The sequence below is a fragment of the Lysobacter sp. TAF61 genome (assembly GCF_052113485.1).
GTDB lineage: Bacteria > Pseudomonadota > Gammaproteobacteria > Xanthomonadales > Xanthomonadaceae > Lysobacter_J.
Genome location: NZ_JBFRDH010000004.1, coordinates 364,590 through 388,215, shown reverse-complemented (window position 1 = coordinate 388,215; position 23,626 = coordinate 364,590). Strand labels below are relative to the sequence as shown.

At 69.6% G+C, this 23,626-nt stretch carries 18 protein-coding genes; 16 read left to right on the top strand and 2 right to left on the bottom strand.

The window, feature by feature from the left end:
- The first annotated feature begins 115 nt into the window (after positions 1–115).
- From thrA to AB4Y64_RS11800, 14 genes are all read left to right on the top strand, one after another.
- Positions 116–2,665, top strand: coding sequence for a bifunctional aspartate kinase/homoserine dehydrogenase I (thrA, locus tag AB4Y64_RS11865; protein WP_441816648.1), 2,550 nt, complete (start codon positions 116–118; stop codon positions 2,663–2,665).
- A complete protein-coding gene (locus tag AB4Y64_RS11860) occupies positions 2,662–3,693 on the top strand; it encodes a homoserine kinase (protein WP_441816647.1) in 1,032 nt (343 codons plus the stop codon). Before thrA ends, AB4Y64_RS11860 begins: the two co-directional genes overlap by 4 nt.
- On the top strand, positions 3,690–4,976 hold the full coding sequence (gene thrC, locus AB4Y64_RS11855) for a threonine synthase (protein ID WP_441816646.1): 1,287 nt from the start codon (positions 3,690–3,692) through the stop codon (positions 4,974–4,976). The genes AB4Y64_RS11860 and thrC overlap by 4 nt, the downstream gene beginning before the upstream one ends.
- A gap of 349 nt (positions 4,977–5,325) precedes the next feature.
- Positions 5,326–7,089: a dihydroxy-acid dehydratase gene (gene ilvD / locus AB4Y64_RS11850; RefSeq protein ID WP_441816645.1), complete on the top strand. Its 1,764-nt coding sequence runs from the start codon at positions 5,326–5,328 to the stop codon at positions 7,087–7,089.
- Positions 7,090–7,161: 72 nt separating this feature from the next.
- On the top strand, positions 7,162–8,175 hold the full coding sequence (ilvC, locus tag AB4Y64_RS11845) for a ketol-acid reductoisomerase (protein WP_441816644.1): 1,014 nt from the start codon (positions 7,162–7,164) through the stop codon (positions 8,173–8,175).
- Entirely contained in the window at positions 8,175–9,914 is a 1,740-nt protein-coding gene (ilvG, locus tag AB4Y64_RS11840) for an acetolactate synthase 2 catalytic subunit (protein WP_441816643.1), read from the top strand. Before ilvC ends, ilvG begins: the two co-directional genes overlap by 1 nt.
- Positions 9,898–10,134: an ACT domain-containing protein gene (locus AB4Y64_RS11835; protein ID WP_200608666.1), complete on the top strand. Its 237-nt coding sequence runs from the start codon at positions 9,898–9,900 to the stop codon at positions 10,132–10,134. Before ilvG ends, AB4Y64_RS11835 begins: the two co-directional genes overlap by 17 nt.
- Entirely contained in the window at positions 10,131–11,090 is a 960-nt protein-coding gene (locus AB4Y64_RS11830) for an aminotransferase class IV (RefSeq protein ID WP_441816642.1), read from the top strand. The genes AB4Y64_RS11835 and AB4Y64_RS11830 overlap by 4 nt, the downstream gene beginning before the upstream one ends.
- A gap of 4 nt (positions 11,091–11,094) precedes the next feature.
- Complete coding sequence (locus AB4Y64_RS11825; RefSeq protein ID WP_441816641.1) at positions 11,095–12,207, top strand: threonine dehydratase; 1,113 nt, start codon at positions 11,095–11,097, stop codon at positions 12,205–12,207.
- Complete coding sequence (locus AB4Y64_RS11820; protein ID WP_441816640.1) at positions 12,204–13,790, top strand: 2-isopropylmalate synthase; 1,587 nt, start codon at positions 12,204–12,206, stop codon at positions 13,788–13,790. Before AB4Y64_RS11825 ends, AB4Y64_RS11820 begins: the two co-directional genes overlap by 4 nt.
- A gap of 75 nt (positions 13,791–13,865) precedes the next feature.
- Complete coding sequence (gene leuC / locus AB4Y64_RS11815) at positions 13,866–15,314, top strand: 3-isopropylmalate dehydratase large subunit (protein ID WP_441816639.1); 1,449 nt, start codon at positions 13,866–13,868, stop codon at positions 15,312–15,314.
- Positions 15,314–15,922, top strand: a complete 609-nt coding sequence (gene leuD / locus AB4Y64_RS11810) for a 3-isopropylmalate dehydratase small subunit (RefSeq protein ID WP_441816638.1) — start codon at positions 15,314–15,316, stop codon at positions 15,920–15,922. The genes leuC and leuD overlap by 1 nt, the downstream gene beginning before the upstream one ends.
- The gene (gene leuB, locus AB4Y64_RS11805) at positions 15,912–17,000 is read left to right on the top strand and encodes a 3-isopropylmalate dehydrogenase (RefSeq protein ID WP_441816637.1); all 1,089 of its coding nucleotides are present in this window, start codon (positions 15,912–15,914) and stop codon (positions 16,998–17,000) included. Before leuD ends, leuB begins: the two co-directional genes overlap by 11 nt.
- A gap of 73 nt (positions 17,001–17,073) precedes the next feature.
- Positions 17,074–17,706: a hypothetical protein gene (locus tag AB4Y64_RS11800; protein ID WP_441816636.1), complete on the top strand. Its 633-nt coding sequence runs from the start codon at positions 17,074–17,076 to the stop codon at positions 17,704–17,706.
- A 10-nt stretch (positions 17,707–17,716) separates the two neighbouring features.
- On the opposite strand, the gene AB4Y64_RS11795 is transcribed toward AB4Y64_RS11800, so the two are convergent.
- The gene (locus AB4Y64_RS11795; protein WP_441816635.1) at positions 17,717–20,875 is read right to left on the bottom strand and encodes an efflux RND transporter permease subunit; all 3,159 of its coding nucleotides are present in this window, start codon (positions 20,873–20,875) and stop codon (positions 17,717–17,719) included.
- Positions 20,876–20,878: 3 nt separating this feature from the next.
- The gene (locus AB4Y64_RS11790) at positions 20,879–21,946 is read right to left on the bottom strand and encodes an efflux RND transporter periplasmic adaptor subunit (RefSeq protein ID WP_441816687.1); all 1,068 of its coding nucleotides are present in this window, start codon (positions 21,944–21,946) and stop codon (positions 20,879–20,881) included.
- Positions 21,947–22,083: 137 nt separating this feature from the next.
- Between AB4Y64_RS11790 and AB4Y64_RS11785 the strand changes: the two genes are divergently transcribed.
- On the top strand, positions 22,084–22,764 hold the full coding sequence (locus tag AB4Y64_RS11785) for a TetR/AcrR family transcriptional regulator (protein ID WP_441816686.1): 681 nt from the start codon (positions 22,084–22,086) through the stop codon (positions 22,762–22,764).
- Between the two features lie 205 nt (positions 22,765–22,969).
- On the top strand, positions 22,970–23,626 hold the full coding sequence (locus AB4Y64_RS11780) for a protein-L-isoaspartate O-methyltransferase family protein (protein WP_441816634.1): 657 nt from the start codon (positions 22,970–22,972) through the stop codon (positions 23,624–23,626).

Here is a 23,626-nt window from a genome sequence, read left to right as displayed (position 1 = left end):
CCTTTCGGGGTGCGGACGGGCGTGTCCAGCTGAACCAGACCACGCCTCCGCACCCGACCCGGGTGCGCTGGCCTGGCACCCGGACCGGAAGCGGGGCCCACAAGGAGCCCGACCGATGCCTTCCGCCGATGCTGCACCGCCCGTTCCCCGGAAACCCTCCACGCACTGCCACGTCCACAAGTTCGGCGGCAGCAGCCTCGCCGACGCCGCGCTGTATCGCGTCGCCGCCGGCCTGCTTGATGGGCCGGCCCGCACGCGGGTGGTGGTGGTCTCGGCGATGCAGGGCGTCACCGATGCGCTGATCGCGCTGGTGGCCGGGGCGCGATCCGGACAGGACTGGGCGCCGGCATGGGCAGCACTGCGACAGCGCCACCGCGTCGCGGCCGACGCGCTCGGCGGCGACGGCGCGCAGGCACTGCAGGCGGCCCTGGATGAGGACTTCGAGTCGGTCCGTGGACAGCTCGCAGTCGTGGCCGGCAACGGCGCGGATGCGGACCCGATCGCGGCTGCGCTGCCCGGATGGGGCGAGGTCTGGTCATCGCGACTCATGCATGCCGCCGTCGCCACGCCCGGCCAGGGCTGGCTGCGGCTGGACGCGCGCGATGTACTGGTCGTGCACCCCGGTGAAATGGGCATGGCGGTGGACTGGGCCGCCAGCCGCGCGCGACTGGCGGACTGGCGCGCGCAGCACGGCAGCGGCCACGTCGTCGTCACCGGCTTTGTCGCCCGCGACACGCAGGGACGCGCCACCACGCTGGGCCGCAACGGCAGCGACTACTCCGCGGCGATCTTCGCCAACCTGTTCGATGCCGACGCGCTGACCATCTGGACCGATGTCGACGGCGTGCTCTCGGCCGACCCGCGGCTGGTGCCCGAAGCGGTCTGCCTGCCGTCGATGTCCTACGCCGAAGCCTGCGAGCTGGCGTATTTCGGCGCCAAGGTGCTGCACCCGCAGACGCTGGCGCCGGTGCAGGAGCGCGGCATCCCGCTGCGGATCCGCAACACCCGCCGGCCGCAGCTGGCGGGCACTCTGATCAGCCCGGAAAGCGACCCCGATGGCGCGCCGGTGAAAGGCCTCAGCCTGGTCCGCGACATGGCGATCATCGAGCTGGTCGGCAACGGCATGGTCGGCGTGCCCGGCGCGGCCGAGCGCCTGTTCGGCGCGCTGCGCGGCGCCGGTGTATCGGTGACGATGATCTCGCAGGGTTCCTCCGAACACTCCATCTGCTGCGTGGTCCGCGCCGACCAGGCGCCGCGTGCGCGCGATGCCGTCGCCAGCGCATTCGCCGATGCCATCGCCGACAGCCAGGCACAGGGCGTCACCCTCACCGACGGCATCGCGGTGCTGGCCGCGGTGGGTGATGGCATGGTCGGCACGCCGGGCGTGGCGGCGCGGCTGCTCGGCGGCCTTGCCCAGGCGCGCGTGAATGCCCGCGCGATCGCCCAGGGCGCCGGCGAGCGCAACATCTCCGTCGCCATCGGCGACAAGGACGCCACCCGTGCGCTGCGTGCGGCACATGCCGCGTTCTGGCTGTCGCCGCAGAGCCTGTCGGTCGGCGTGATCGGCCCGGGCCAGGTCGGCCGCGCGCTGCTGTCGCAGCTGTCGGCGGCGCTGCCGCAGCTGCGCAGGCGCTCGGGCCTCGACCTGCGCCTGCGCGCGCTCGCCAACAGCCGCGCGATGCACCTCGACGAACGCGGCATCGAGCCGGCCGACGCGGTGGCGCGCCTGGACGGCGGCGCAGCCGAGCCGGTCGACCTCGAGCGCTTCGCCCAGCACGTCCGCGGCGAACACCTGCCGCATGCCCTGATCGTCGACTGCAGCGCCAGCCCGGCGGTGGCGTCGCTGTACCCGCAGTGGCTGGCCGCCGGCATCCATGTGGTCACCCCGAACAAACATGCCGGCAGCGGCGACTGGGCCCGCTACGCCGCCATCCAGGACGCCAGCCGCAGCGGCGGCGGCCACTTCCGTTACGAAGCCACGGTCGGCGCCGGCCTGCCGGTGATGCTGACCCTGCGCAACCTGCTCGATACCGGCGACGAACTGTTCGGCATCGACGGCATGCTCTCGGGCACACTGGCGTGGTTGTTCAACCGTTTCGACGGCAGCGTGCCGTTCTCGCAGCTGGTGCGCGAGGCGCAGGCGCTGGGCTATACCGAACCCGATCCGCGCGACGACCTGTCCGGCCTCGATGTCGCGCGCAAACTGGTGATCCTGGCGCGCGAAGCCGGTCGCGCGTTGTCGCTGGAGGATGTGGAAGTGGAGAACCTGGTGCCACAGGCGCTGCGCGCGGTCAGTCGGGACGAGTTCCTGGCCCGGCTTGAGGACATGGACGCACCGATGCTCGCGCGCTTCCGCCAAGCCGATGCGCAGCAGCGGGCGCTGCGCCATCTCGCCCGCCTCGACCGCGACGGTCGCGCCAGCGTGGGCGTGGTCGCACTGCCGCGCGAGCACGCCTGCTGCCATACCCGCCTGACCGACAACCTGGTGCAGTTCAGCACGCGCCGCTACGCCGACAATCCGCTCGTCGTGCAGGGCCCTGGCGCCGGTCCGGACGTCACCGCCGCCGGCGTCTTCGGCGATGTGCTGGCGATCGCGCAGTCGCTGGGATCGCCGTGCGGGATGCCGCTGCTGCATGCCGGCGTACCGGCCGAGGCGCGCGCATGAACGTCGACATCGAGGCATCGCCGGACCGGGCTGGGCATGATCGGGCTGGGCATGGCCGGGCCGGGCACGACCGGGCCGGGCATGGCCAGCGCCTGCAGTGCCGCGCGTTCGCACCGGGCAGCGTCGGCAACATCGGCGTCGGCTTCGATCTGCTCGGCCATACCATCGCCGGCGTGCGCGATGTCGCCCTGGTCCGCCGCATCCCCGCTGCCGAAGTCCGCATCGCGGCGATCCGCGGCGATGTCGCCGGCGCCGCATCGCTGCCTCTCGAAGCCTCGCGCAACACCGCCGGGCAGGCGCTGGTCTCGCTGCGGGCCAGGCTCGGCCTCGACCACGGCTTCGAGCTGGAACTGGAGAAAGGCATACCGCTGGGCTCCGGCCTGGGCGGCTCGGCCGCGTCGTGCGTCGCCGCACTGGTCGCGGCCAACGCGCTGCTGGATGCACCTCTGCCGCGCGAGGCGCTCTACGAGTTCGCCCTCGATGGCGAGTCGGTGTCCAGCGGCAGCCGCCACGGCGACAACGTCGCACCGATGCTGCTCGGCGGCGTGGTGATGGCCACGGCCACGCGGATGATCCCGCTGGCGGTGCCCGAATGGTTGTATGCAGTGGTCGTGCACCCCGACCAGGTGCTGGAGACGCGCCGCGCACGCGCGGTGCTGGCCGAACCGTATCCGCTGTCGCTGGTCGTGGAGCAGAGCTCGCACCTGGCGCTGTTCCTGACCGGACTGCAACGCGGCGATGCATCGCTGCTGCGCGAAGGGCTGCACGACCTGCTGGTGGAACCGCGGCGCGCGCCGCTCATTCCCGGATTCGTCGAGGCCAAGGCGGCGGCGCTCGAGCACGGCGCACTGGGCGCGAGCATCTCCGGCGCCGGCCCGAGCACGTTCGCGTGGTTCGCATCCAAGGCCGAAGCGGAGGCGTCGGCGCCGGCGATGCAGGCGGCGTTTGCGCTGGCCGGATACGGCTCGCGCGCGTACGTGACGCCGGTGGCGGGGCCGCGGGCCGATCTGATCGCGCTGCCGGCATGAACTTCACCAGCACCCGCGGCAACACGCCCTCCACCGCCATCGACGAGGCCCTTGTCGCCGGCCTCGCGCCCGATGGCGGCCTGTACGTGCCCGAGAGCGTCCCGTTGCTTCAACTGCAGCCGGGCGCGACGCTGGCCGACACTGCGCACGCCGCACTGGCGTCCTACTTCGAAGACTCGTCGCTGCACGGCTCACTCGCGGCGATCTGCGAACACGCCTACTCCTTCGCAGCCCCGCTGCGGCCGATGTCGGGCGAAGGCGATTACCTGCTCGAGCTGTTCCATGGGCCCACCGCGGCATTCAAGGACTACGCCGCGCGCTTTCTCGCCGAATCGCTGTCGCGTCTGCGCGACGATGGCGCCGCGCCGACCACCATCCTGGTGGCGACCTCCGGCGATACCGGCGCCGCCGTCGCGGCAGCCTTCCACCGCCGCCCGGGTTTCGAAGTGGTGATCCTCTATCCCGAGGGTCGCGTCTCGCCGCGACAGGCGCATGGGCTGGAGTGCTGGGGCGACAACGTGCGCACTTACCGGGTAGCCGGCAGTTTCGACGACTGCCAGCGGCTGGCCAAGCAGGCGCTGTCGGACGAATCGTTGCGGCAGTCGATGTCGCTCAGCTCGGCCAACAGCATCAGCCTCGGCCGCTTGCTGCCGCAGGTGGGCTACTACGCGCATGCCGCCCTGACCTACCACGCACAGCACGGCCAGGCGCTGAACTTCATCGTGCCCACCGGCAACCTCGGCAATGCCTGCGCCGCGTTTCTGGCGCGAAGGATGGGCGTGCCTGTCGGCGACCTGGTGCTGGCCAGCAACGCCAACGACGTGCTGCCGCGCTATTTCGCGGGCGAGGACTACGCACCGCAGACGACGCGCGCAACGCTGGCCAACGCCATGGACGTCGGCGCACCGAGCAACTTCGAACGGCTTCGTCACTGGCATGACAGCGATATGGAGTTGCGTGCGGCAATGCGCGCGCAGGCGGTCTACGACAGCACCATCACCGCCACCATCCGCGATGCGCCGCAGCGTCATGGCGTGGTGCCCTGCCCGCATACCGCCACCGGTCTGCACGTGCTCGAAGGCATCCGCACGCAGGGCGACCGCCGGCCCTGGGCGGTCGTGTCCACGGCCCATCCGGCCAAGTTCGAGAGCATCGTCGAGCCGCTCGTCGGCCATGCCGTCGAGCCACCGCCGGAGCTGGCCCGGACGCTGTCATGGCCGGCGTCTGCCGAGTCTCTGGCAGTGGACTATGCGGCGTTGCGCGAGCGTCTTCTGAGGCGATGAGCATCCCGTCACGCCCTCGCGCCATGTCATGCGCCGTTTCAAACGAAACTGTTGACATGCCCGCGCCGGGCATGTTTCCCTCAGTTCCATGACGCAGCGCAACAACCACCCGCAGACCGCTCAGGCCCGGCCGCAAGGCACGGTCGAGTCGCTGCGACTTGCGTTGACCCTGACCGCATCGGCGGCACTCATTCTTGTACTCGTACTTATTACCGGGCATGCCAGCGCGGGGTACGGGTTCGTGTAAGCAACACCACACCACCCAGGTCTGAAACACCAAGACCCCGCGCCCGAAACGGCGCGGGGTTTTTGTTTTTACGGGCCTGGAATCCATCAAGGACGCCAGTTCGTGAGAAGCAACGCCATCAAGCAAGGCCCCGCACACGCACCGGCGCGCGCGATGCTGCGCGCCACCGGCCTGGACGACGCCGCGATCGCCAGACCGCTGGTCGCCGTCGTCCACACCTGGTCGGACGTGTCGCCGTGCAACTTCACCCTGCGCGACCTGGCGCAGGACGTGCGCCGCGGCGTGATCGACAACGGCGGCACGCCCATCGAGTTCAACACCATCGCCGTGACCGACGGCATCGCCATGGGCTCGGACGGCATGCGCGCCTCGCTGGCCTCGCGCGAGACCATCGCCGACTCGATCGAGCTGGCGGTCAACGGCCACTGCCTCGACGCGATGGTGCTGCTGGTCGGCTGCGACAAGACGATCCCGGCCGCAGCGATGGCGGCGGCGCGCATGGATATCCCCACCGTGATCCTCTACGGCGGCACGATCATGCCGGGCCACTGCCCGTCCAAGCAGGGCGAAGCCAGCCTGGGCGAGAGCGATCGCCCCCTCACCGTGCAGGACGTCTTCGAGGCCGTCGGCGCGCACTCGGCCGGCCGCATCGACGACGCCGAGCTGCACCGCATCGAATCCCATGCCTGCCCCGGCGCCGGTGCCTGCGGCGGCCAGTTCACCGCCAACACGATGGCGATGGTGCTGACCTTCCTCGGCCTGTCGCCGCTGCAGTTGAACGACATCCCGGCGATCCACGCCGACAAGCCCGCCGCCGCGCGGGCCTGCGGCGCGCTGGTGATGGACCGCTTGCGCAACGGCGGGCCGGGACCGCGCGACATCCTCTCCCCAGCTGCGCTGCGCAACGCGGCCCGCGCGGTCTCGGCCACTGCCGGCTCCACCAATGCCGCACTGCACCTGCTGGCGATCGCGCACGAAGCCGGCGTTGCTTTCGGCCTGGAAGAGTTCGAAGAGGCGTCACGGATGACGCCGGTGATCGCCGACCTCAAGCCCGGTGGCCGCTACACCGCCGCGGAGATGTTCGAGCAGGGCGGCACTGCGCTGGTCGCACGCGAGCTGCGCGCGGCCGGCCTGATCGACGACATCCCCACCGTCACCGGCCGTTCGTTCTTCACCGAACTCGACGAGATCCCCGCACCGGCGACGCAGGATGTCGTGCGCCCGATCCATGACCCGATCAAGCCGCGCGGCGGTTACTCGATTCTCTACGGCGACCTCGCCCCTGAAGGCTGCATCGTCAAGTTGGCCGGTCACGGCCGCGAGCATTTCGAAGGCACCGCGCGCGTGTTCGATTCCGAGGAAGCGGCGTTCGCGGCGGTGCAGGCAAGGCAGGTCAATGCCGGCGACGTCGTGGTGATCCGCTTCGAGGGCCCGGCCGGCGGCCCGGGCATGCGCGAGATGCTGGCGGTTACCGCGGCGCTGGTCGGCCAGGGCCTGGGCAACGACGTCGCCCTGATCACCGACGGCCGCTTCAGCGGCGCCACGCACGGCTTCATGGTCGGCCACATCTCGCCGGAGGCCGCGCATGGCGGCCCGATCGCGAAGCTGCACGAAGGCGACCGGGTGCGGATCGATGTCGGCACGCGTCGCATCGATGTCGATGCCGATCTGTCGGCGCGCACCGCTACGCGCATTGCGCCGCGTGTCACCACCGGCGTGCTGGCCAAGTACGCGCGTCTGGTCAGCTCGGCCTCGCGCGGCGCAGTTACCGCGCCCGGTCCGCTCGATGACCGCCGCATCGCCAGCCAGCTGATCGATGCCGGCGCGAGCAACGCCGCTGCACCCCGTGAACCCGTCCCGGCCTGAACTGAAGTCGTTCGTCCCTGCCCTTCATCTGCTCCCTCCAATCCCGCTCGTGAACACCACAAGGACTTTGCAATGACCACCAGCTCCAAACCCCGCGTCGCCATCGTCGGTTACGGCAGCCAGGGCCGCGCCCATGCACTGAACCTGCGCGACTCCGGTTTCGACGTCACCATCGGCCTGCGACCGGGCGGCCCGACCGAGATCAAGGCCAGGGCCGACGGCTTCACCGTCACCACGCCGGCCGAGGCGGTCAAGGGCGCGCAGCTCGTTGCCGTGCTCACCCCGGACATGGTCCAGCCGCAGCTCTACGGCGAAGTGATCGAGCCAAACATCGCGCCGGGCGCCTGCCTGCTGTTCGCGCACGGCTTCAACGTCCACTACGGCCAGATCACGCCGCGCGAGGACCTCGATGTGGTGCTGGTCGCGCCCAAGGGCCCGGGCGCGCTGGTGCGTCGCGAGTACGAGATCGGCCGCGGCGTTCCTTCGGTCTACGCCGTCCACCAGGACCGCAGCGGCAACGCCGAGCAGCTGGCGCTGACCTACTGCGCCGGCATCGGCGGCGCACGCCAGAACGCCATCCAGACCACCTTCAAGGAAGAGACCGAGACCGACCTGTTCGGCGAGCAGGCCGTGCTCTGCGGCGGCGCGACCAAGCTGGTCCAGGCCGGCTGGGAAACGCTGGTCGAAGCCGGTTATCAACCGGAAGTCGCCTACTACGAGTGCCTGCACGAACTGAAGCTGATCGTCGACCTGTTCTACGAAGGCGGCATCACCCGCATGCACGAGTTCATCAGCGAGACCGCGCAGTACGGCGCGCTCACCCGCGGCACCTACGTCGTCGACGACAACACGCGCGCGCAGATGAAGAAGGTGCTGACCGAAATCCAGGACGGCACGTTCGCGCGCCAATGGATCGCCGAGTACGCGGCCGGCAACGCCAACTACAAGGCGCTCAAGCAGGCCGACCTCGACCATCCGATCGAGGCCGTCGGCAAGAAGCTGCGCGCCAACATGAAGTGGCTGGCATCGCCACAGCAGCAGGCAGCAGCCGCCACCGCGCGCCCGGCGCAGACCGAGGCCGCGTGATGAACGGTGCCCGCTGGCTGGTGCAGGCTCTGGTGGCCGAAGGCGTCGACACGCTCTTCGGCTACCCGGGCGGCGCGATCATGCCCTTCTACGACGCCCTGCACGGGTCGGACCTGCGCCATGTGCTGGTCCGCCACGAACAGGGCGCGGCATTCGCGGCCAATGGCTATGCACGAGCAAGTGGGCGGGTCGGTGTATGCGTCGCCACCTCCGGTCCTGGCGCCTCGAACCTGGTGACGGGCATCGCCGACGCGATGCTCGACTCGGTGCCGATGGTGGTCATCACCGGCCAGGTGCCGACCGCGCTGATGGGCACGGATGCCTTCCAGGAGCTGGACGTGTTCGGCATGACCATGCCGATCGTCAAGCACAGCTTTCTGCCGCGGCGGGTCGAAGACCTGCCGCGGATGGTCACCGAGGCCTTCCGCATCGCCCGCTCCGGTCGCCCGGGGCCGGTGCTGATCGACCTGCCCAAGGACGTGCAGTTCGGCGATGCCTCGCAGTTGCCGACGCACGTGCCGGCGCAGATCGACGACGTGGAGGCGCCGATGGACGCCTCGCTGCACGCGGCGCTGGCGTTGATCTCGCAGGCGCAGCGGCCGCTGGTCTATGGCGGTGGCGGCATCGCACTGGGCGATGCCGTGGCGGCGTTCCGCACCTTCGTCGATGCCACCCAGATCCCGACGGTGCTGACATTGAAAGGCCTGGGCGCCTTGTCGTCGGGCCACGCATTGAACCTGGGCATGCTCGGCATGCACGGCAGCCGTGCCGCCAACCTGGCGGTGCAGGAAGCCGACCTGCTGATCGTCGTCGGCGCCCGCTTCGACGACCGCGCCACCGGCAAGCTGGCCGAGTTCGCACCGAACGCACGCGTCGTCCATATGGACCTGGACGCCTGCGAGATCGGCAAGTTGCGCCATGCCGACGTCGGCGTGCGCGGCGACATCGGCACCACGCTGACCGCGCTGACCCTGCCGTGCGCGGCGCACCTGCATGGCCGCAACGGCATCGCCCGCCGCGCCTGGCGCGCGACCTGCCAGCAGCGCGCACGCGACCATGCCGCGCGCTACGACGCGCCCGGTGAAACGGTCTACGCGCCGGCGCTGCTCAAGCGCCTGTCGGAGCTGGCGCCCAACGCCGTCGTCGCCTGCGACGTCGGCCAACACCAGATGTGGGTCGCCCAGCACTGGCGCATGAAGCATCCGCGCCAGCACCTGACCAGCGGCGCGCTCGGCGCGATGGGCTTCGGCCTGCCTGCGGCGATCGGCGCGCAGATGCAGGAGCCGTCGGCGCAGGTCGTGTGCGTCAGCGGCGACGGGTCGTTCCTGATGAACGTGCAGGAGCTGGCGACGCTGCGCCGCTACGGGCTGCCGGTGAAGATAGTGCTGCTCGACAACCAGGCGCTGGGCATGGTCCGGCAGTGGCAGGAGCTGTTCTTCGAGCGCCGCTATTCCGAGATCGACCTGTCCGACAACCCCGATTTCGTCGCCGTTGCCGCCGCCTTCGGCGTGCAGGCGCTGCACGTCGATCGCGCCGATGGCGTCGAGGACGCCCTGCAACAGCTGCTGGCCGCGCCCGGCCCGGCGCTGCTGCACGTGGCCATCGACCAGGCCGCGAACGTGTGGCCGCTGGTGCCGCCCAACCACAACAACGCGCAGATGCTCGATCCGGAAGCGGACGCGCGCAATGCCATTGCCACCCCCACCGCCGAGGACCCCCGCCATGCGATACCAGCTTGATCTCACCCTGCGTCAGGCCGAAGGTGCGCTGGCGCGTGTACTTGGCGCCGCCGAACGTCGCGGCTTCCGCCCGCTTGCCGTCGATGGCGAGGCACAGCCCGACGGTGACCGCTGGTACCTGCGCCTGACCGTCGAAGGCGATCGCGCCGACACCAGCCTGCAGACCCAGCTCGCCAAGCTTTACGACTGCCTCTCGGTGGAGGTGTCGCCGTGTCAATGACCGTCACCGAGAGTCAACAGGGCACGCGCCAGCGCGGCACCGCCATGCCGCTGTCGATGCTGGACGACGCGCGTCGTCGCCAGACTCCGACCGATACGACCCCGATGCTGTGGTTCGATGGCGAACTGGCCAGCGCCGACGCGTTGCAGGCGCCGCTGACCACGCATGCCATGCATTACGGCACCGGCGTGTTCGAAGGCATCCGCAGCTACGCCACGCGCAACGGCGCCGCCGTGTTCCGCCTGACCGAGCATCTGCAGCGCATGCGCAAGGGCGCCGAGCTGATCGGCCTGGACTTCGACATCGACCGCGCCTTCGAGGCGACGCTGGAAACGCTGCGCGCCAATGACCACCGCGACGCCTATATCCGCCCGCTGGCGTGGTTCGGTACCGGCTCGATCGGTCTGGACGTGTCGCTGCTGACCCAGCACTTCATGGTCGCGACGATGGCCCAGCGCGTGCACCTGGCCGGCGACCGCACCCGCCTGACGGTGTCTCCGTGGCGGCGCAATCCGGCCAGCGCGCTGCCGCCGCTGAAACTGTGCGGTGGCTACGTCAACTCGATCCTGGCCAAGCGCGAAGCCAAGTCGCGCGGCTTCGACGAGGCGCTGTTCGTCGACGACGACGGCAACGTGGTCGAGTGCACCGGAGCCAATGTGTTCATGGTCCGCAACAGCCAGGTCACTGCCGTCGAGCACCGCGACGCGCTGCCGGGCATCACCCGCGACACGCTGATCAGGCTCACCGGAGCGCAGTCGCGCGCGGTCACCCATCACGAGCTGCTCGATGCCGACGAAGTGTTCGTCTGCGGCACGGCCGCCGAGGCGGCGCCGATCAGCGCGCTCGACCGTCGCGAGTTCGGCGACAACCCGGTGACGCGCGAGATCTCGGCGCTGTATGCGCGCGTGGTTCGTGGTGAAGAGCCGGCGCATGCCGGCTGGTTGACGGCGGTCTGATGCCATGGACGGCGACGTAAGCCACGTAGAGGCCATCTCCCATGCACAGACCGTGGACGCAGGCGATGTGCTGGCCGCGCAGGCACGCCTGCGCCGCTACCTGCCGCCGACCCCGCTCCACTACGCCGAGCGCTTCGGCTGCTGGCTGAAGCTGGAGAACCTGCAGCGCACCGGCTCCTACAAGGTGCGCGGCGCACTCAACGCGCTGCTGGCTGCGCGCGAACGCGGCGACCATCGCACGGTCATCGCCGCGTCCGCTGGCAACCATGCACAGGGCCTGGCCTGGGCGGCCTATCGGCTCGGCGTGCAGGCGATCACGGTGATGCCGCGCTGCGCGCCGCAGACCAAGATCGCCGGCGTCGCCCATTGGGGCGCGACGGTGCGCCTGCACGGCGACAGCTACGACGAGGCCAAGGCATTCGCCGCCGAACTGGCCCTGCAGAACGACTACCGCGTGCTGTCGGCGTTCGACGATCCCGACGTGATCGCCGGCCAGGGCACGGTCGGCCTGGAGCTGGCCGCGCTGGCCCCGGACGTGGTGCTGGTGCCCATTGGCGGCGGCGGCCTGGCCTCCGGCGTGGTGCTGGCGTTGAAGTCCCAGGGTGTGCGCGTGATCGGCGCCCAGGTCGAGGGCGTCGATTCGATGCTGCGCGCGCTGCGCGGCGACAACACATTGCGCGAACCGGCAGCGACGCTGGCCGACGGCGTGCGCGTCAAGGTGCCGGGCCAGCTGACCCGCCAGCTGCTGGCGCAGTACCTCGACGACGTGGTCGTGGTGCGCGAGGCCGAGCTGCGCGAAACCCTGGTTCGCCTGGCCCTGGAAGAACACGTCATCGCCGAAGGCGCCGGCGCGCTGGCCCTGGCCGCCGGGCGTCGCGTTGCCGGCAAGCGCAAGTGCGCGGTGGTCTCCGGCGGCAACCTCGATGCCGGCGTGCTGGCGCAACTGCTTTCCGAAGTCCGCCCGCGTGCGCCGCGACGTCCGCGCCGCCGCCATCGCGAGCAGCCAGCGCAGGCGTCACTGGAGCCGGCCATCGTCTCGCTCCGAAGCGCCACCCAATCCAACCCACCCATTCGCGCCGTTGCCGTGCGCATCCGCAACGAGGAGCTCACCGCATGAACGACCCCGCATCCCGAGTACCGGCCTCCAGGATCCGCATCTTTGACACCAGCCTGCGCGACGGCGAGCAGTCGCCCGGCTGCAGCATGACGCCGGCGCAGAAGCTTCGCTTCGCACATGCGCTGTCGGAACTGGGTGTGGACGTGATCGAGGCCGGATTCCCGGCCAGCTCCGAGGCCGACATGGGCGCCGTGCGCGCCATAGCCCGCGAAGTGCGTGGCGCCACCGTGGCGACGCTGGCGCGTTGCCACGAGGGCGACATCGAAGCCTGCGCACGTGCGCTCGAAGGCGCACTGGCCCCACGCATCCATGTCTTCATCTCGACCAGCCCGCTGCACCGCGAGCACAAGCTCGGACTAAGCCGCGAACAGGTGCTCGAACGCGCGGTCATGGGCGTCGAACTTGCACGCAGGCATGCCGACGACGTCGAGTTCTCGGCCGAGGACGCGCTGCGCACCGAGCCGGAGTTCCTCGCGCAGATCTGCAGCGCCGCAGTGGCCGCCGGCGCGCGCACGCTGAACATCCCCGACACCGTCGGCTACACCACGCCCAGCGAGATCCGTGCGCTGTTCGAGTACCTGCGCGCGAATGTGGCGGGCGCCGACCAGGCCGTGTTCTCCGCGCACTGCCACAACGACCTCGGCCTGGCCGTCGCCAACTCGCTGGCCGCAATCGAAGGCGGCGCGCGCCAGGTCGAATGCACCATCAACGGCATCGGCGAGCGCGCCGGCAACTGCGCGCTCGAGGAACTGGTGATGGCGCTGCGCGTGCGTGGCGAGTATTACGGCGCGCAGACCCGCATCGACAGCCGCCGACTGGTGCCGACCTCGCGCCTGTTGTCGCGCATCACCGGCATGTCGGTGCAGCGCAACAAGGCCGTGGTCGGCCAGAACGCGTTCGCGCACGAATCGGGCATCCACCAGCACGGCATGCTCAAGCACCGCGGCACGTACGAGATCATGCGTCCGGAGGATGTCGGCTGGGCGCAGTCGCAGATGGTGATGGGCCGCCACAGCGGCCGCGCCGCGCTGAGCGACCGCCTGCAGACACTGGGCTTCGCCCTCGACGAAGTACAACTCAACTCGGTGTTCGCCGGCTTCAAGGCGCTGGCCGAGAAGAAGCGCGAAGTATTCGACGCCGACCTGGAGGCGCTCGTGCTCGGCGCCGATGCGCGCGCGGCCCGCGGCCATCGCCTCACCCGCCTGCACGTCAGCACGGGTGTGAACCAGGACAGCCTGCCGACCGCCAGCGTGCAGCTGGTGGACGCCGACGGCGCGACTGTCAGCGAAGCGGCAGTGGGCGATGGCCCGGTGCATGCGCTGTTCGCCGCGCTTGCGCGCGCGACCGGACTGGCGCTGGAGATCGACAGCTACCAGGTATCGAGCGTCACCACCGGCGACGACGCGCAGGGACAGGCCAGCCTGATCGCCCGCGTCGACGGCGTCGAGGTCACCGGGTCCGCCACCAGCACCGACATCCTCGAGGCCAGCGCGCTGGCATGGCTGGATATCGCCAACCGGGTGACGCGCACGCGAGCGGCCGGCGAGGTGGAGCCCGAGCGCAGGACGGCTGCGATCGCCTAGCGCAAGAACGCCCCCATCCCAACCCTCTCCCGCATGCGGGAGAAGGGCTTTGAAAACACACCTACAAGCCAGCCAATGACCAGCCACGCACCCAGAACCTTGTTCGACAAACTGTGGGACGCCCACGTCGTCACGCCCGAGAGCGAGACCGCGCCGGCGACGCTCTACATCGACCTGCACCTGATCCACGAAGTCACCACGCCACAGGCCTTCGCCGAACTCGCCGAGCGCGGCCTGGCGGTGCGTCGCCCGGAGCGCACCAAGGGTACGCTCGACCACTCCACGCCGACGCTGCCGGCCGGCGCCGATGGTCAGCAACCGTACGTCAACGACGAAGCGCGCGCGCAGGTCGAGCGGCTGCGTGAGAACTGCGCGCAGTTCGGTGTCGAGCTGTTCGACTACGACAGCCCGCAGCGCGGCATCGTCCACGTGATGGGACCGGAGCTGGGCCTGACCCAGCCCGGCCAGACCATCGTCTGCGGCGACAGCCACACCGCCACCCACGGCGCATTCGGCGCGCTGGCGTTCGGCATCGGCACCAGCGAAGTCGGCCATGTGCTGGCGACGCAGTGCCTGCTGCAGCGCAAGGCGAAGACGCTGTCGATCATCATCGACGGTGCGCTTGCACCAGGCGTCAGCGCCAAGGACCTGATCCTGCACGTGATCGGCGTGATCGGCGTCAACGGCGGCACCGGCCATGTCATCGAGTACCGCGGCTCCACGGTCCGTGCGCTGTCGATGGAGCAGCGGATGACGGTGTGCAACATGTCGATCGAGGCCGGTGCCCGCGCCGGTCTGGTCGCACCGGACGACGTCACTTTCGATTACCTGCGCGGGCGCCCGCGCGCACCGCAAGGCGCCGACTTCGATGCGGCCATTGCGCAATGGCGGCAATTCCACAGCGACGCCGGTGCCCGCTTCGACCGCGAAGTGCGGATCGATGCCGCCGACATCCAGCCCACGGTGACCTGGGGCACCCACCCCGGCCAGGTCGCCGCCATCGCTGCTCACGTGCCTTCCGGCAGCGGCGGCGACGAGGCCAAGGCGCGCGACTACATGGGCTGGCAGGCCGGCGCGGCGCTGGCCGGTCGCCCGGTCGATGTCGTCTTCGTCGGCAGCTGCACCAATTCGCGCCTGTCGGACCTGCGCGAAACCGCGAGCGTGCTGCGTGGCCGCCGTGTGCATCCCCGCGTGCGCATGCTGGTGGTGCCGGGCTCGGAACAGGTCAAGCGCGAGGCCGAGGCCGAGGGCATCGACCAGGTCGTACGGGCCGCCGGCGCGGAATGGCGCGAGCCCGGGTGCTCGATGTGCATCGCCATGAACGGCGACCTGGTCGGTCCGGGGCAGCTTGCGGTGTCGACCAGCAACCGCAATTTCGAGGGCCGCCAGGGCAAGGGCGCGCGCACGGTACTGGCCTCGCCGCTGACCGCCGCGGCCTGCGCGGTCGCCGGCGAAATCACCGACCCGCGCCCGTACCTGACCACCGCACCGGCCACGCCCACCGACATCATGGAGGTGGCCTGATGCGCCCCTTTACCGAACTCACTTCGCGCACCGTCGTCCTGCGCGAGCGCAACATCGACACCGACCAGATCATCCCGGCGCGGTTCCTGACCACCACCCAGCGCCAGGGCCTGGGCCAGTTCGCCTTCAACGACTGGCGGCGCCTGGCCGACGGTTCGCTGAACCCGGAGTTCGCGTTCAACCGGGCCGAGAATGCCCGCGCCGCGATCCTCGTCGCCGGTCGCAACTTCGGCTGCGGCTCATCGCGAGAGCATGCACCGTGGGCACTGGCCGACCTCGGCCTGCGCGCGGTGATCAGCGCCGAGATCGCCGACATCTTCCGCAGCAACGCATTGAAGAACGGCCTGCTGCCGATCGTGCTCGACGAGGCCGTCGTTGACGAACTGCTCGACAGGCCTGGCATCGAGCTGCGCATCGAGGTGGCCGAACGCTGCGTGGTGCTGCCCGGCGGCAGCCGCGTCGAGTTCCCGCTCGATGCGTTCGCCCGCACCTGCCTGCTCGAAGGCGTCGACCAGCTCGGCTACCTGCTGCGCCAGGACGCGGCCATCACCGGCTTCGAATCGCAACGCCAGTCGCCATCCCACCAGGAGTTCGCCCATGCAAGCTGACATCGTCGTTCTGCCCGGCGACGGCATTGGCCCGGAGGTCACCGCCGCCGCGGTCGAGGTGCTGCGCGCCGTCGCGCAACGCTACGGCCACAGTTTCCGCTTCGAACAGCACCTGATCGGCGGCGCCGCGATCGACGCCACCGGCTCGCCGCTGCCGCCTGAAACCCTGGCGGCCGCGCAGCGTGCCGATGCGGTATTGCTGGGCGCCGTGGGCGGACCGAAATGGTCCGATCCCAAGGCGGCTGTCCGCCCCGAACAGGGATTGCTGGCGATCCGCAAAGCCCTGGGCCTGTACGCCAACCTGCGACCGGTGAAGCCACATCCGGCCGCGCTCGGCGCATCGCCGATCAAGCCGCACCTGCTCAACGGTGTCGACCTGGTGGTGGTGCGCGAACTGACCGGCGGCATCTACTTCGGCAGCAAGCAACGCAGCGACACCTCGGCCAGCGACCTGTGCGAGTACACCGTCGCCGAGATCGAGCGTGTGGTCCGCCGCGCGTGCGCACTGGCGCGCGAGCGTCGTGGGCACGTCACCTCGGTCGACAAGGCCAATGTGCTGGAGACTTCGCGGTTGTGGCGGGAAGTGACGACGCGCGTGGTTCGCGACGAGTTCGCCGACATCACCCTCGAGCACCAGCTGGTCGATTCGATGGCCATGCACCTGCTGGCCAAGCCGCGCGAGTACGACGTGATCGTCACCGAGAACATGTTCGGCGACATCCTCACCGACGAGGCCTCGATGCTGGCCGGTTCGCTGGGACTGCTGCCGTCGGCATCGCTCGGAGAGGGTCGGGTCGGACTTTACGAGCCGATCCACGGCTCCGCGCCGGACATCGCCGGCCGCGGCATCGCCAATCCCTACGCCACGATCCTCAGCACGGCGCTGCTGCTGCGCCACTCGCTGGGGCTGGAAAGCGAGGCGCGTTGCATCGAGAAGGCGGTCGGGGCGGCGCTCGACGCCGGGGTGTTCACCGCCGACATCGCCGCAGCCGGACGTGGCGTCGGCACCCAGGCGGCGACGGCGGCGGTACTGGCGCAGCTGCAGATCGAATGTGAGCCGGTCGTGATGCGCGACTGAAGGTTCCGTTGGCCGATTGCCTGGCGCCGCCAGCGTGATCACGCAGTCACATCCCCGCAGCTAGGGTGCGCGCATGACGCGCATCCTCAGCCTCGCTGCCGCAGCCATTGCCACCGCGCTGGTCCTGTCGGGGTGTCACTCCGCGTGGACCAGGCAGGAGACGCCGCCTGCCTCCGGCGGCGAGCGGCAACAGCCCGCGGACGCCTTCTTCGCCAATCTGCAGACCCTGTGCGGCAAGGCGTTCGTCGGACGGATCGTGATCGACGAGCCGCCGACGCCGGGTGCGCCGTTCGCCGGCAAGGCGCTGATCATGCACGTGCGCCAGTGCGAGCACGACCGCATCGCCATCCCTTTCCACGTTGGCGACGACCACTCGCGCACGCTGTTGCTGACACGCACGAAATCCGGCATCACCCTCGACCACGACCGTCGCCATCGCGACGGTGGCGAGGACATCCTGTCGATGTACGGCGGAAAGACGGTCGACAGCGGCAGCTCCACCCGCCAGGTGTTTCCGATCGACGCACAGTCCAAGGCGCTGTTCCAGCGCAACGAGCGCAGCGACCTGCTCAGCAATGTCTGGACGCTGGAGATCGAGCCGGGCCGGATCGCCGCCTACGAACGCTCGCGCCCGGGCCGGCGGTTCCGCATCGAGTTCGACCTGACCCGGCCGGTGCCGGCGCCGCCGGCACCGTGGGGCTGGTAGGCGCCCTTCGCTAAGCGGGCGCCTTCACCCGGAACCACGCCGCGTACAGCGCCGGCAGGAACAGCAGCGTCAGGAATGTCGCCACCGTCAGGCCGCCCATGATCGCCACCGCCATCGGCCCGAAGAAGGCGCTGCGCGACAGTGGGATCATCGCCAGGATGGCCGCCAGCGCAGTCAGCACGATCGGCCGGAAGCGGCGCACGGTGGCTTCGACGATGGCCTGCCAGTGCTCCGCGCCGGCGCCGATGTCGTGCTCGATCTGGTCGACCAGGATCACCGAGTTGCGCATGATCATGCCCGCCAGCGCGATCGTGCCGAGCATCGCGACAAATCCGAACGGCACCCGGAACACCAGCAGGAACAGCGTCACGCCGATCAATCCCAGCGGCGCGGTCAGCAGCACCATGAAGCTGCGCGAGAAACTGCGCAGCTGCACCATCAGCAACGTGAACACCACGAACAGGAACAGCGGCACGCCGGCGACGATCGAGTTCTGCCCACGCGCGGAGTCCTCGACGCTGCCGCCGACATCGATCGAGTAGCCGTAGGGCAGCTTGGCGCGCAACTCATCCAGGGTCGGCGAGATCTGCGCGGTCACCGTCGCCGGCTGCGTGCCGTCGTAGATGTCGGCGCGCACGGTCATGGTCGGGCTGCGGTCGCGATGCCAGATGATGCCTTCCTCGAAACCGTATTCGAGCGTGGCGATCTGGGTCAGCGGCACGCTCTGGCCGCTTTGCGTCGGCACCATCAGGCTGCTGAGCATCTCCAGGCGCAGGCGCTCCTCGGCCGGACCGCGCAACAGCATCTCGACCAGCTCGTTGCCCTCGCGGTAGGTGCTGACGTGCGATCCCGACAGCGAACTCGACAGGAACTGCGCCAGACGCGCCGAGCTCACGCCCAGCGCGCGCGCACGCTCCTGGTCGACGACCAGGCGCACCACCTTGTTGGGCTCGTCCCAGTCGAAGTTGACGTTGACCACATGCGCGTTGGCGCGGATCTTCTGCTGCACCTGGTAGGCGATCTTCCGCACCTGGTCGATGTGCTCGCCGGAGACGCGGAACTGCACCGGATAGCCAACCGGCGGGCCGTTCTCCAGTCGCGTCACCCGCATCTGCAGGTCCGGGAAGCGCTTGAACACGTCCTCGATCAACCAGTGGCGGATGTCCTCGCGCGCCTCCAGGCTCTTCGGTGTCAGCACGAACTGGGCGAAGTTCGCCGCCGGCAGTTGCTGGTCCAGCGGCAGGTAGTAACGCGGCGAGCCGGTGCCGACGTAGGAGACATAGCTCGCCAGATCCTTGCGGCCGGCGAGGATCTTCTCGAGGTGCTCGGACTGCTCGGCGGTGGCGCGCAACGAGCTGCCTTCGGCCAGTTCGACATCGACCATCAGCTCCGGCCGGGTCGAATCCGGGAAGAACTGCTGCGGCACGAAGCGGAAGGCGAATACCGCCGCGACGAACGCGGCAACCGTGATGCCGATGACCAGCCAGCGGCGGCGCACGCAGAACGTGACCCAGCTGCGGAAACGCGTATAGAACCTGCTCGCGTACGGATCGTGGACGTGCCCGTCGATCGGCGGCTTCGGCGCGAGGTAGTCGTGGAACGCCGGGAAGCGATCGGCCAGGCGTTCACGGAAACCGTGCCAGCGCGCCGGCAGCGAGCCGGGCTTCGGCGGCGCCGCGGCATGCCCGTAGTCCGGCAGCAGCTTGTCGCCGAGGAACGGAATGAACGCCACCGCGGCGATCCACGACACCACCAGTGCAATGGTGACCACCTCGAACAGCGAGCGCGTGTACTCGCCGGTGCTCGAGCGCGCGGTGGCGATCGGCAGGAAACCCGCGGCGGTGATCAGGGTGCCGGTCAGCATCGGGAACGCGGTGCTTTCCCAGGCGAACGCGGCCGCCTTCAACCGGCTGAAGCCCTGCTCCATCTTGATGGCCATCATCTCCACCGCGATGATCGCGTCGTCGACGAGCAGGCCCAGCGCCAGCACCAGCGCACCCAGCGAGATCTTGTGCAGGCCGACGTCGAAGAACGACATCACCGCGAAGGTCATCGCCAGCACCAGCGGGATCGACAGCGCCACCACCAGGCCGGTGCGCAGGCCGAGCGAGAAGAAGCTCACCAGCAGCACGATGGCGACCGCCTCGGTCAGCACCTTGATGAACTCGCCCACCGATTCCTCGACGGCAGCCGGCTGGTCGGCGACCTTGCGCAGCTGCATGCCTGCCGGCAGCGTCTTCTGCAGCTTGTCGAACTCGCCTTCCAGGGTCTTGCCGAGCTTGAGGATGTCGCCACCCTCCTTCATCGCGACCCCTATCCCGATCGCGTCCTCGCCCATGAAGCGCATGCGCGGCGCCGGCGGGTCGGAGAAGCCACGGCGCACGTCGGCGACGTCGCCGAGGCGGAAGGTGCGGTCGCCGACGCGGATCGGAAATTCGCGGATCTCCTCGACGGTCTTGAACTTGCCGCCCACGCGCAGCGGCACGCGCGTGCTGCCGGTCTCGAAGAAACCGGCCGGCACCATCGCGTTCTGCTCGTCCAGCGCCTGCTGCACCGCCGAGGCCGGGATGCCGAGCGTGGCCAGCTTGACGTTCGACAGCTCGATCCAGACCTTTTCGTCCTGCACCCCGAACAGTTCGATCTTGCCGACGTCGGGTTGCGACTGCAGCGCAAGTTGCACGCGCTCGGCGTAGTCCTTGAGCACGGCGTAGTCGAAGCCCTTGCCGGTCAGCGCGTAGATGTTGCCGAAAGTGTCGCCGAACTCGTCATTGAAGAACGGCCCGACGACGTCGCTGGGCAAGGTCGGGCGGATGTCGCCGATCTTCTTGCGCACCTGGTACCACAGCGGGCCGATGTCCTTGGAGCGCAGCGAATCCTTGGCGATGAACATCACCTGCGATTCTCCGGCGCGCGAGTACGAGCGGATGAACTCGTACTGGCCGGTCTCCATCAGCTTCTTCTCGACGCGCTCGGTGACCTGGCGCGAGACCTCTTCGGCCGTGGCGCCGGGCCACAGCGTGCGGATGACCATCACCTTGAAGGTGAACGAGGGATCCTCGCTGCGCCCCAGGCGCAGGTACGAGAACGTGCCGGCGATGGCGCACACCAGCATCGCGTAGATGATGAGGCTGCGATGACGCAGGGCCCACTCGGAGAGATTGAAGCGCATGGCTCAGTTCGCCGCCACGGGACGGTTGTCGCGATCGACCGGCTGCACTTTCTGGCCGACGCGCAGCAGATGACCACCGGCCGCGACCACCCAGTCATCGGCGTCGATGCCGCTGATCACCGGCACGCGATCCTCGCCGAACGGGCCGGTCTGCACCGGCTGCAGCTTCAGCGTCGACGTCTTCGGGTCGACCACGAACACCGCGCTGCCGTTGGCGCCGCGCTGCACCGCCGCCAGCGGCACGCTCAACCCGCCCTGGCCATCGCCCGGCAGGTAGACGCGCGCGCTCTGGCCCAGTTCGAGCGCACCTTCCGGCGCATCGACGCTGATCCGCGCCGCGTACGTGCGCGAGGCCGGATCGGCGGCGGGCGAAATCTCGCGGATGCGGCCGGGCCAGCGCTTTCCGGTCTGCGACCACGATTCCACCAGCACCGGCTGACCGGGCTTGATGTCGGACACGATGCCTTCTGGAAGGGCGAACGCGACTTCGCGCACGCCGTCGGCGGCCAGCGAGAACACGGCCTGGCCGGCGGCGACCACCTGCCCGGCTTCGGCGCTGCGCGTGGCGATCACGCCATCGGCCGGCGCGCGCAATTGCGAGTACGCGGCCTGGTTGCGCGCGACCTCGAGGTTGGCGCGGGCGGAGTTGACCTGCTCCTGGGCGGCCTGGGTCGCGGCGTTCTGCGCATCCAGCGTGGAGCGGCTGACCAGCTGGTCATTGGCGAGGCGGGTGAAGCGGGCCTGGTCGGCCCGGGCGCGGCTGAGTTCGGCCTGCGCCGCCGTCAGCTGCGCCTGCGCGGCGCGTGCCTGCGCCTGCAGATCGCCCGGGTCCAGCGTCGCCAGCAGGTCGCCCTTGCGGACATGGGCGCCGACATCGACCTTGCGTTCGATCAGCTTGCCGCCGACGCGGAACGACAGCGGACTCTCCTCGCGGGCACGCACTTCACCGGCAAAGGCGGTAGCGGTCTGGTTCGACTCCCCGGGGTGGGTCACCAGGACCGGCCGGGCTTCCTCCTCGGGCTTGGCATCCTTGCCGCAGGCCACCAGGGCCAGGGTCGACAGGGCGAGCATCGCGGCGATCGCGAGTCGGGCAGCGGTAGGGGCATCCTGGCCAAGCGTGCTGCGCATTGCGGGCGACCTCGAGGTTAATTAATGTACCTGGCGGTACTGTATAAATATCAAACTCAATAGTCTAGTATTCCTGCATGATCGCTTCACGCCAGCCCAGCCCCCCGAAGTCCACCGGACCGGGTCGTCCCAAGGATCTGGGAAAGCGCGCCGCCATCCTGGAGGCGGCCAAAAGAATGTTTACTCAGCACGGCTACGACGGTTCGAGCATGGACCAGATCGCCGCCGAGGCCGGAGTCTCCAAACTCACCGTCTACAGCCACTTCGGCGACAAGGACGCGCTGTTCGCGGCCGCCATCGAGGCGCATTGCGAGCAGTCGCTGCCGTCGTCGCTGTTCGAGCCCTCGCCGGCGACGCCGCTGCGCGAGCGCCTGATGACCATCGCCCACGCCTTCTACGCCATGATCAGCGCCCCCGAAGCCGTTGCCGGGCACCGCATGCTGTGCACCCCGCAGGTCGCCAACTCGGCGCTGCCCAAGCTGTTCTGGGAAGCCGGCCCGATGCGCGTGCAGGGCGATTTCGCCACGCTGCTGGAGCGCCGGATCGGCGCCGGCGAGCTCGACATCGGCGACGTGCCGCGCGCGGCCGGGCAGTTCTTCGCCCTGCTCAAGGGCGAGCCGCATGCCTGCCTGGTGTTCGGCGGCCCGGGGCCGGAAGCGGAGGAAATCCAAGCGCACCTGGCCGCGTCGGTCGACCTGTTCCTGCGCGCCTACGCGGTGCGGGCAGAGGCGCCGGCCCGGTCCGCGCGGCCAGCGCGTTGATGACGGAAAGTGACAACTTGCCGAGGCAACTTGCAGGCTCGATATGGCCAGATCTGGCGGTTTGTCGCGGGAGGGTGACTGGTGTTGATTACTTCCGGCACTCAGTCCCCGTGCCTGCGCTCGGCCATCCTGTGCGCCGCGCCGACACCGGCCCGATGAGGCATTACCGGTACAATTCGCGGTCTTCCGCGCGAGATTTCCCCCAATGACCCCCATGGATTACATCAAGGCACGCGAACTGATGGTCGAGCAGCAGGTACGTCCCTGGGACGTGCTCGATCCGCGCGTGCTCGAGGTGCTGGCGGCGCTGCCGCGCGAGGCCTTCGTTGGCGCTGAACACCGCCGCCTGGCCTACGCCGACCTGGCCCTGCCGCTGGCCCATGGCGAAGCGATGATGAAGCCGGTGGTCGAAGGCCGCACCCTGCAGGCGCTGGCGATCGACCCGGGCGACGACGTACTCGAGATCGGCACCGGCAGCGGCTTCCTGACCGCCTGCCTGGGCCGCCTGGCGCGCGAAGTGGTCAGCATCGAACGCCACGCCGACCTGGCCGACAGCGCGCGCGCAGTTCTGGCGCAGCAGGGCGTCGACAACACCCAGGTCATCAGCGCCGATGCCTTTTCGTGGACGCCCGATCGCCGCTTCAGCGCGATCTGCGTCACCGGTGCGGTCGATGCCATCCCGCAGCGCTTCATCGACTGGCTGCAGCCGGACGGCCGACTGTTCGTCGTGCGCGGCCGCTCGCCGGTCATGGAAGCGGTGCTGCTGCGCAACGATGTCAACGCTTCGCGCATCCAATCGTTGTTCGAAACCGATCTGCCTTACCTCGCCGGTGCGGCCCCCGCCCCGACTTTCACGTTCTGA

Excerpts from the sequence above, each read along its gene's own strand:
- AB4Y64_RS11820 (WP_441816640.1), top strand. The coding sequence starts at position 12,204 with ATGAACGACCCCGCATCCCGAGTACCGGCCTCCAGGATCCGCATCTTT.
- AB4Y64_RS11825 (WP_441816641.1), top strand. The coding sequence starts at position 11,095 with ATGGACGGCGACGTAAGCCACGTAGAGGCCATCTCCCATGCACAGACC.
- AB4Y64_RS11795 (WP_441816635.1), bottom strand. The coding sequence starts at position 20,875 with ATGCGCTTCAATCTCTCCGAGTGGGCCCTGCGTCATCGCAGCCTCATC.
- AB4Y64_RS11860 (WP_441816647.1), top strand. The coding sequence starts at position 2,662 with ATGAACGTCGACATCGAGGCATCGCCGGACCGGGCTGGGCATGATCGG.
- thrA (WP_441816648.1), top strand. The coding sequence starts at position 116 with ATGCCTTCCGCCGATGCTGCACCGCCCGTTCCCCGGAAACCCTCCACG.
- AB4Y64_RS11780 (WP_441816634.1), top strand. The coding sequence starts at position 22,970 with ATGACCCCCATGGATTACATCAAGGCACGCGAACTGATGGTCGAGCAG.
- ilvG (WP_441816643.1), top strand. The coding sequence starts at position 8,175 with ATGAACGGTGCCCGCTGGCTGGTGCAGGCTCTGGTGGCCGAAGGCGTC.
- AB4Y64_RS11830 (WP_441816642.1), top strand. The coding sequence starts at position 10,131 with ATGACCGTCACCGAGAGTCAACAGGGCACGCGCCAGCGCGGCACCGCC.
- AB4Y64_RS11800 (WP_441816636.1), top strand. The coding sequence starts at position 17,074 with ATGACGCGCATCCTCAGCCTCGCTGCCGCAGCCATTGCCACCGCGCTG.
- ilvC (WP_441816644.1), top strand. The coding sequence starts at position 7,162 with ATGACCACCAGCTCCAAACCCCGCGTCGCCATCGTCGGTTACGGCAGC.
- leuB (WP_441816637.1), top strand. The coding sequence starts at position 15,912 with ATGCAAGCTGACATCGTCGTTCTGCCCGGCGACGGCATTGGCCCGGAG.
- AB4Y64_RS11790 (WP_441816687.1), bottom strand. The coding sequence starts at position 21,946 with ATGCTCGCCCTGTCGACCCTGGCCCTGGTGGCCTGCGGCAAGGATGCC.
- leuD (WP_441816638.1), top strand. The coding sequence starts at position 15,314 with ATGCGCCCCTTTACCGAACTCACTTCGCGCACCGTCGTCCTGCGCGAG.
- AB4Y64_RS11835 (WP_200608666.1), top strand. The coding sequence starts at position 9,898 with ATGCGATACCAGCTTGATCTCACCCTGCGTCAGGCCGAAGGTGCGCTG.
- leuC (WP_441816639.1), top strand. The coding sequence starts at position 13,866 with ATGACCAGCCACGCACCCAGAACCTTGTTCGACAAACTGTGGGACGCC.
- thrC (WP_441816646.1), top strand. The coding sequence starts at position 3,690 with ATGAACTTCACCAGCACCCGCGGCAACACGCCCTCCACCGCCATCGAC.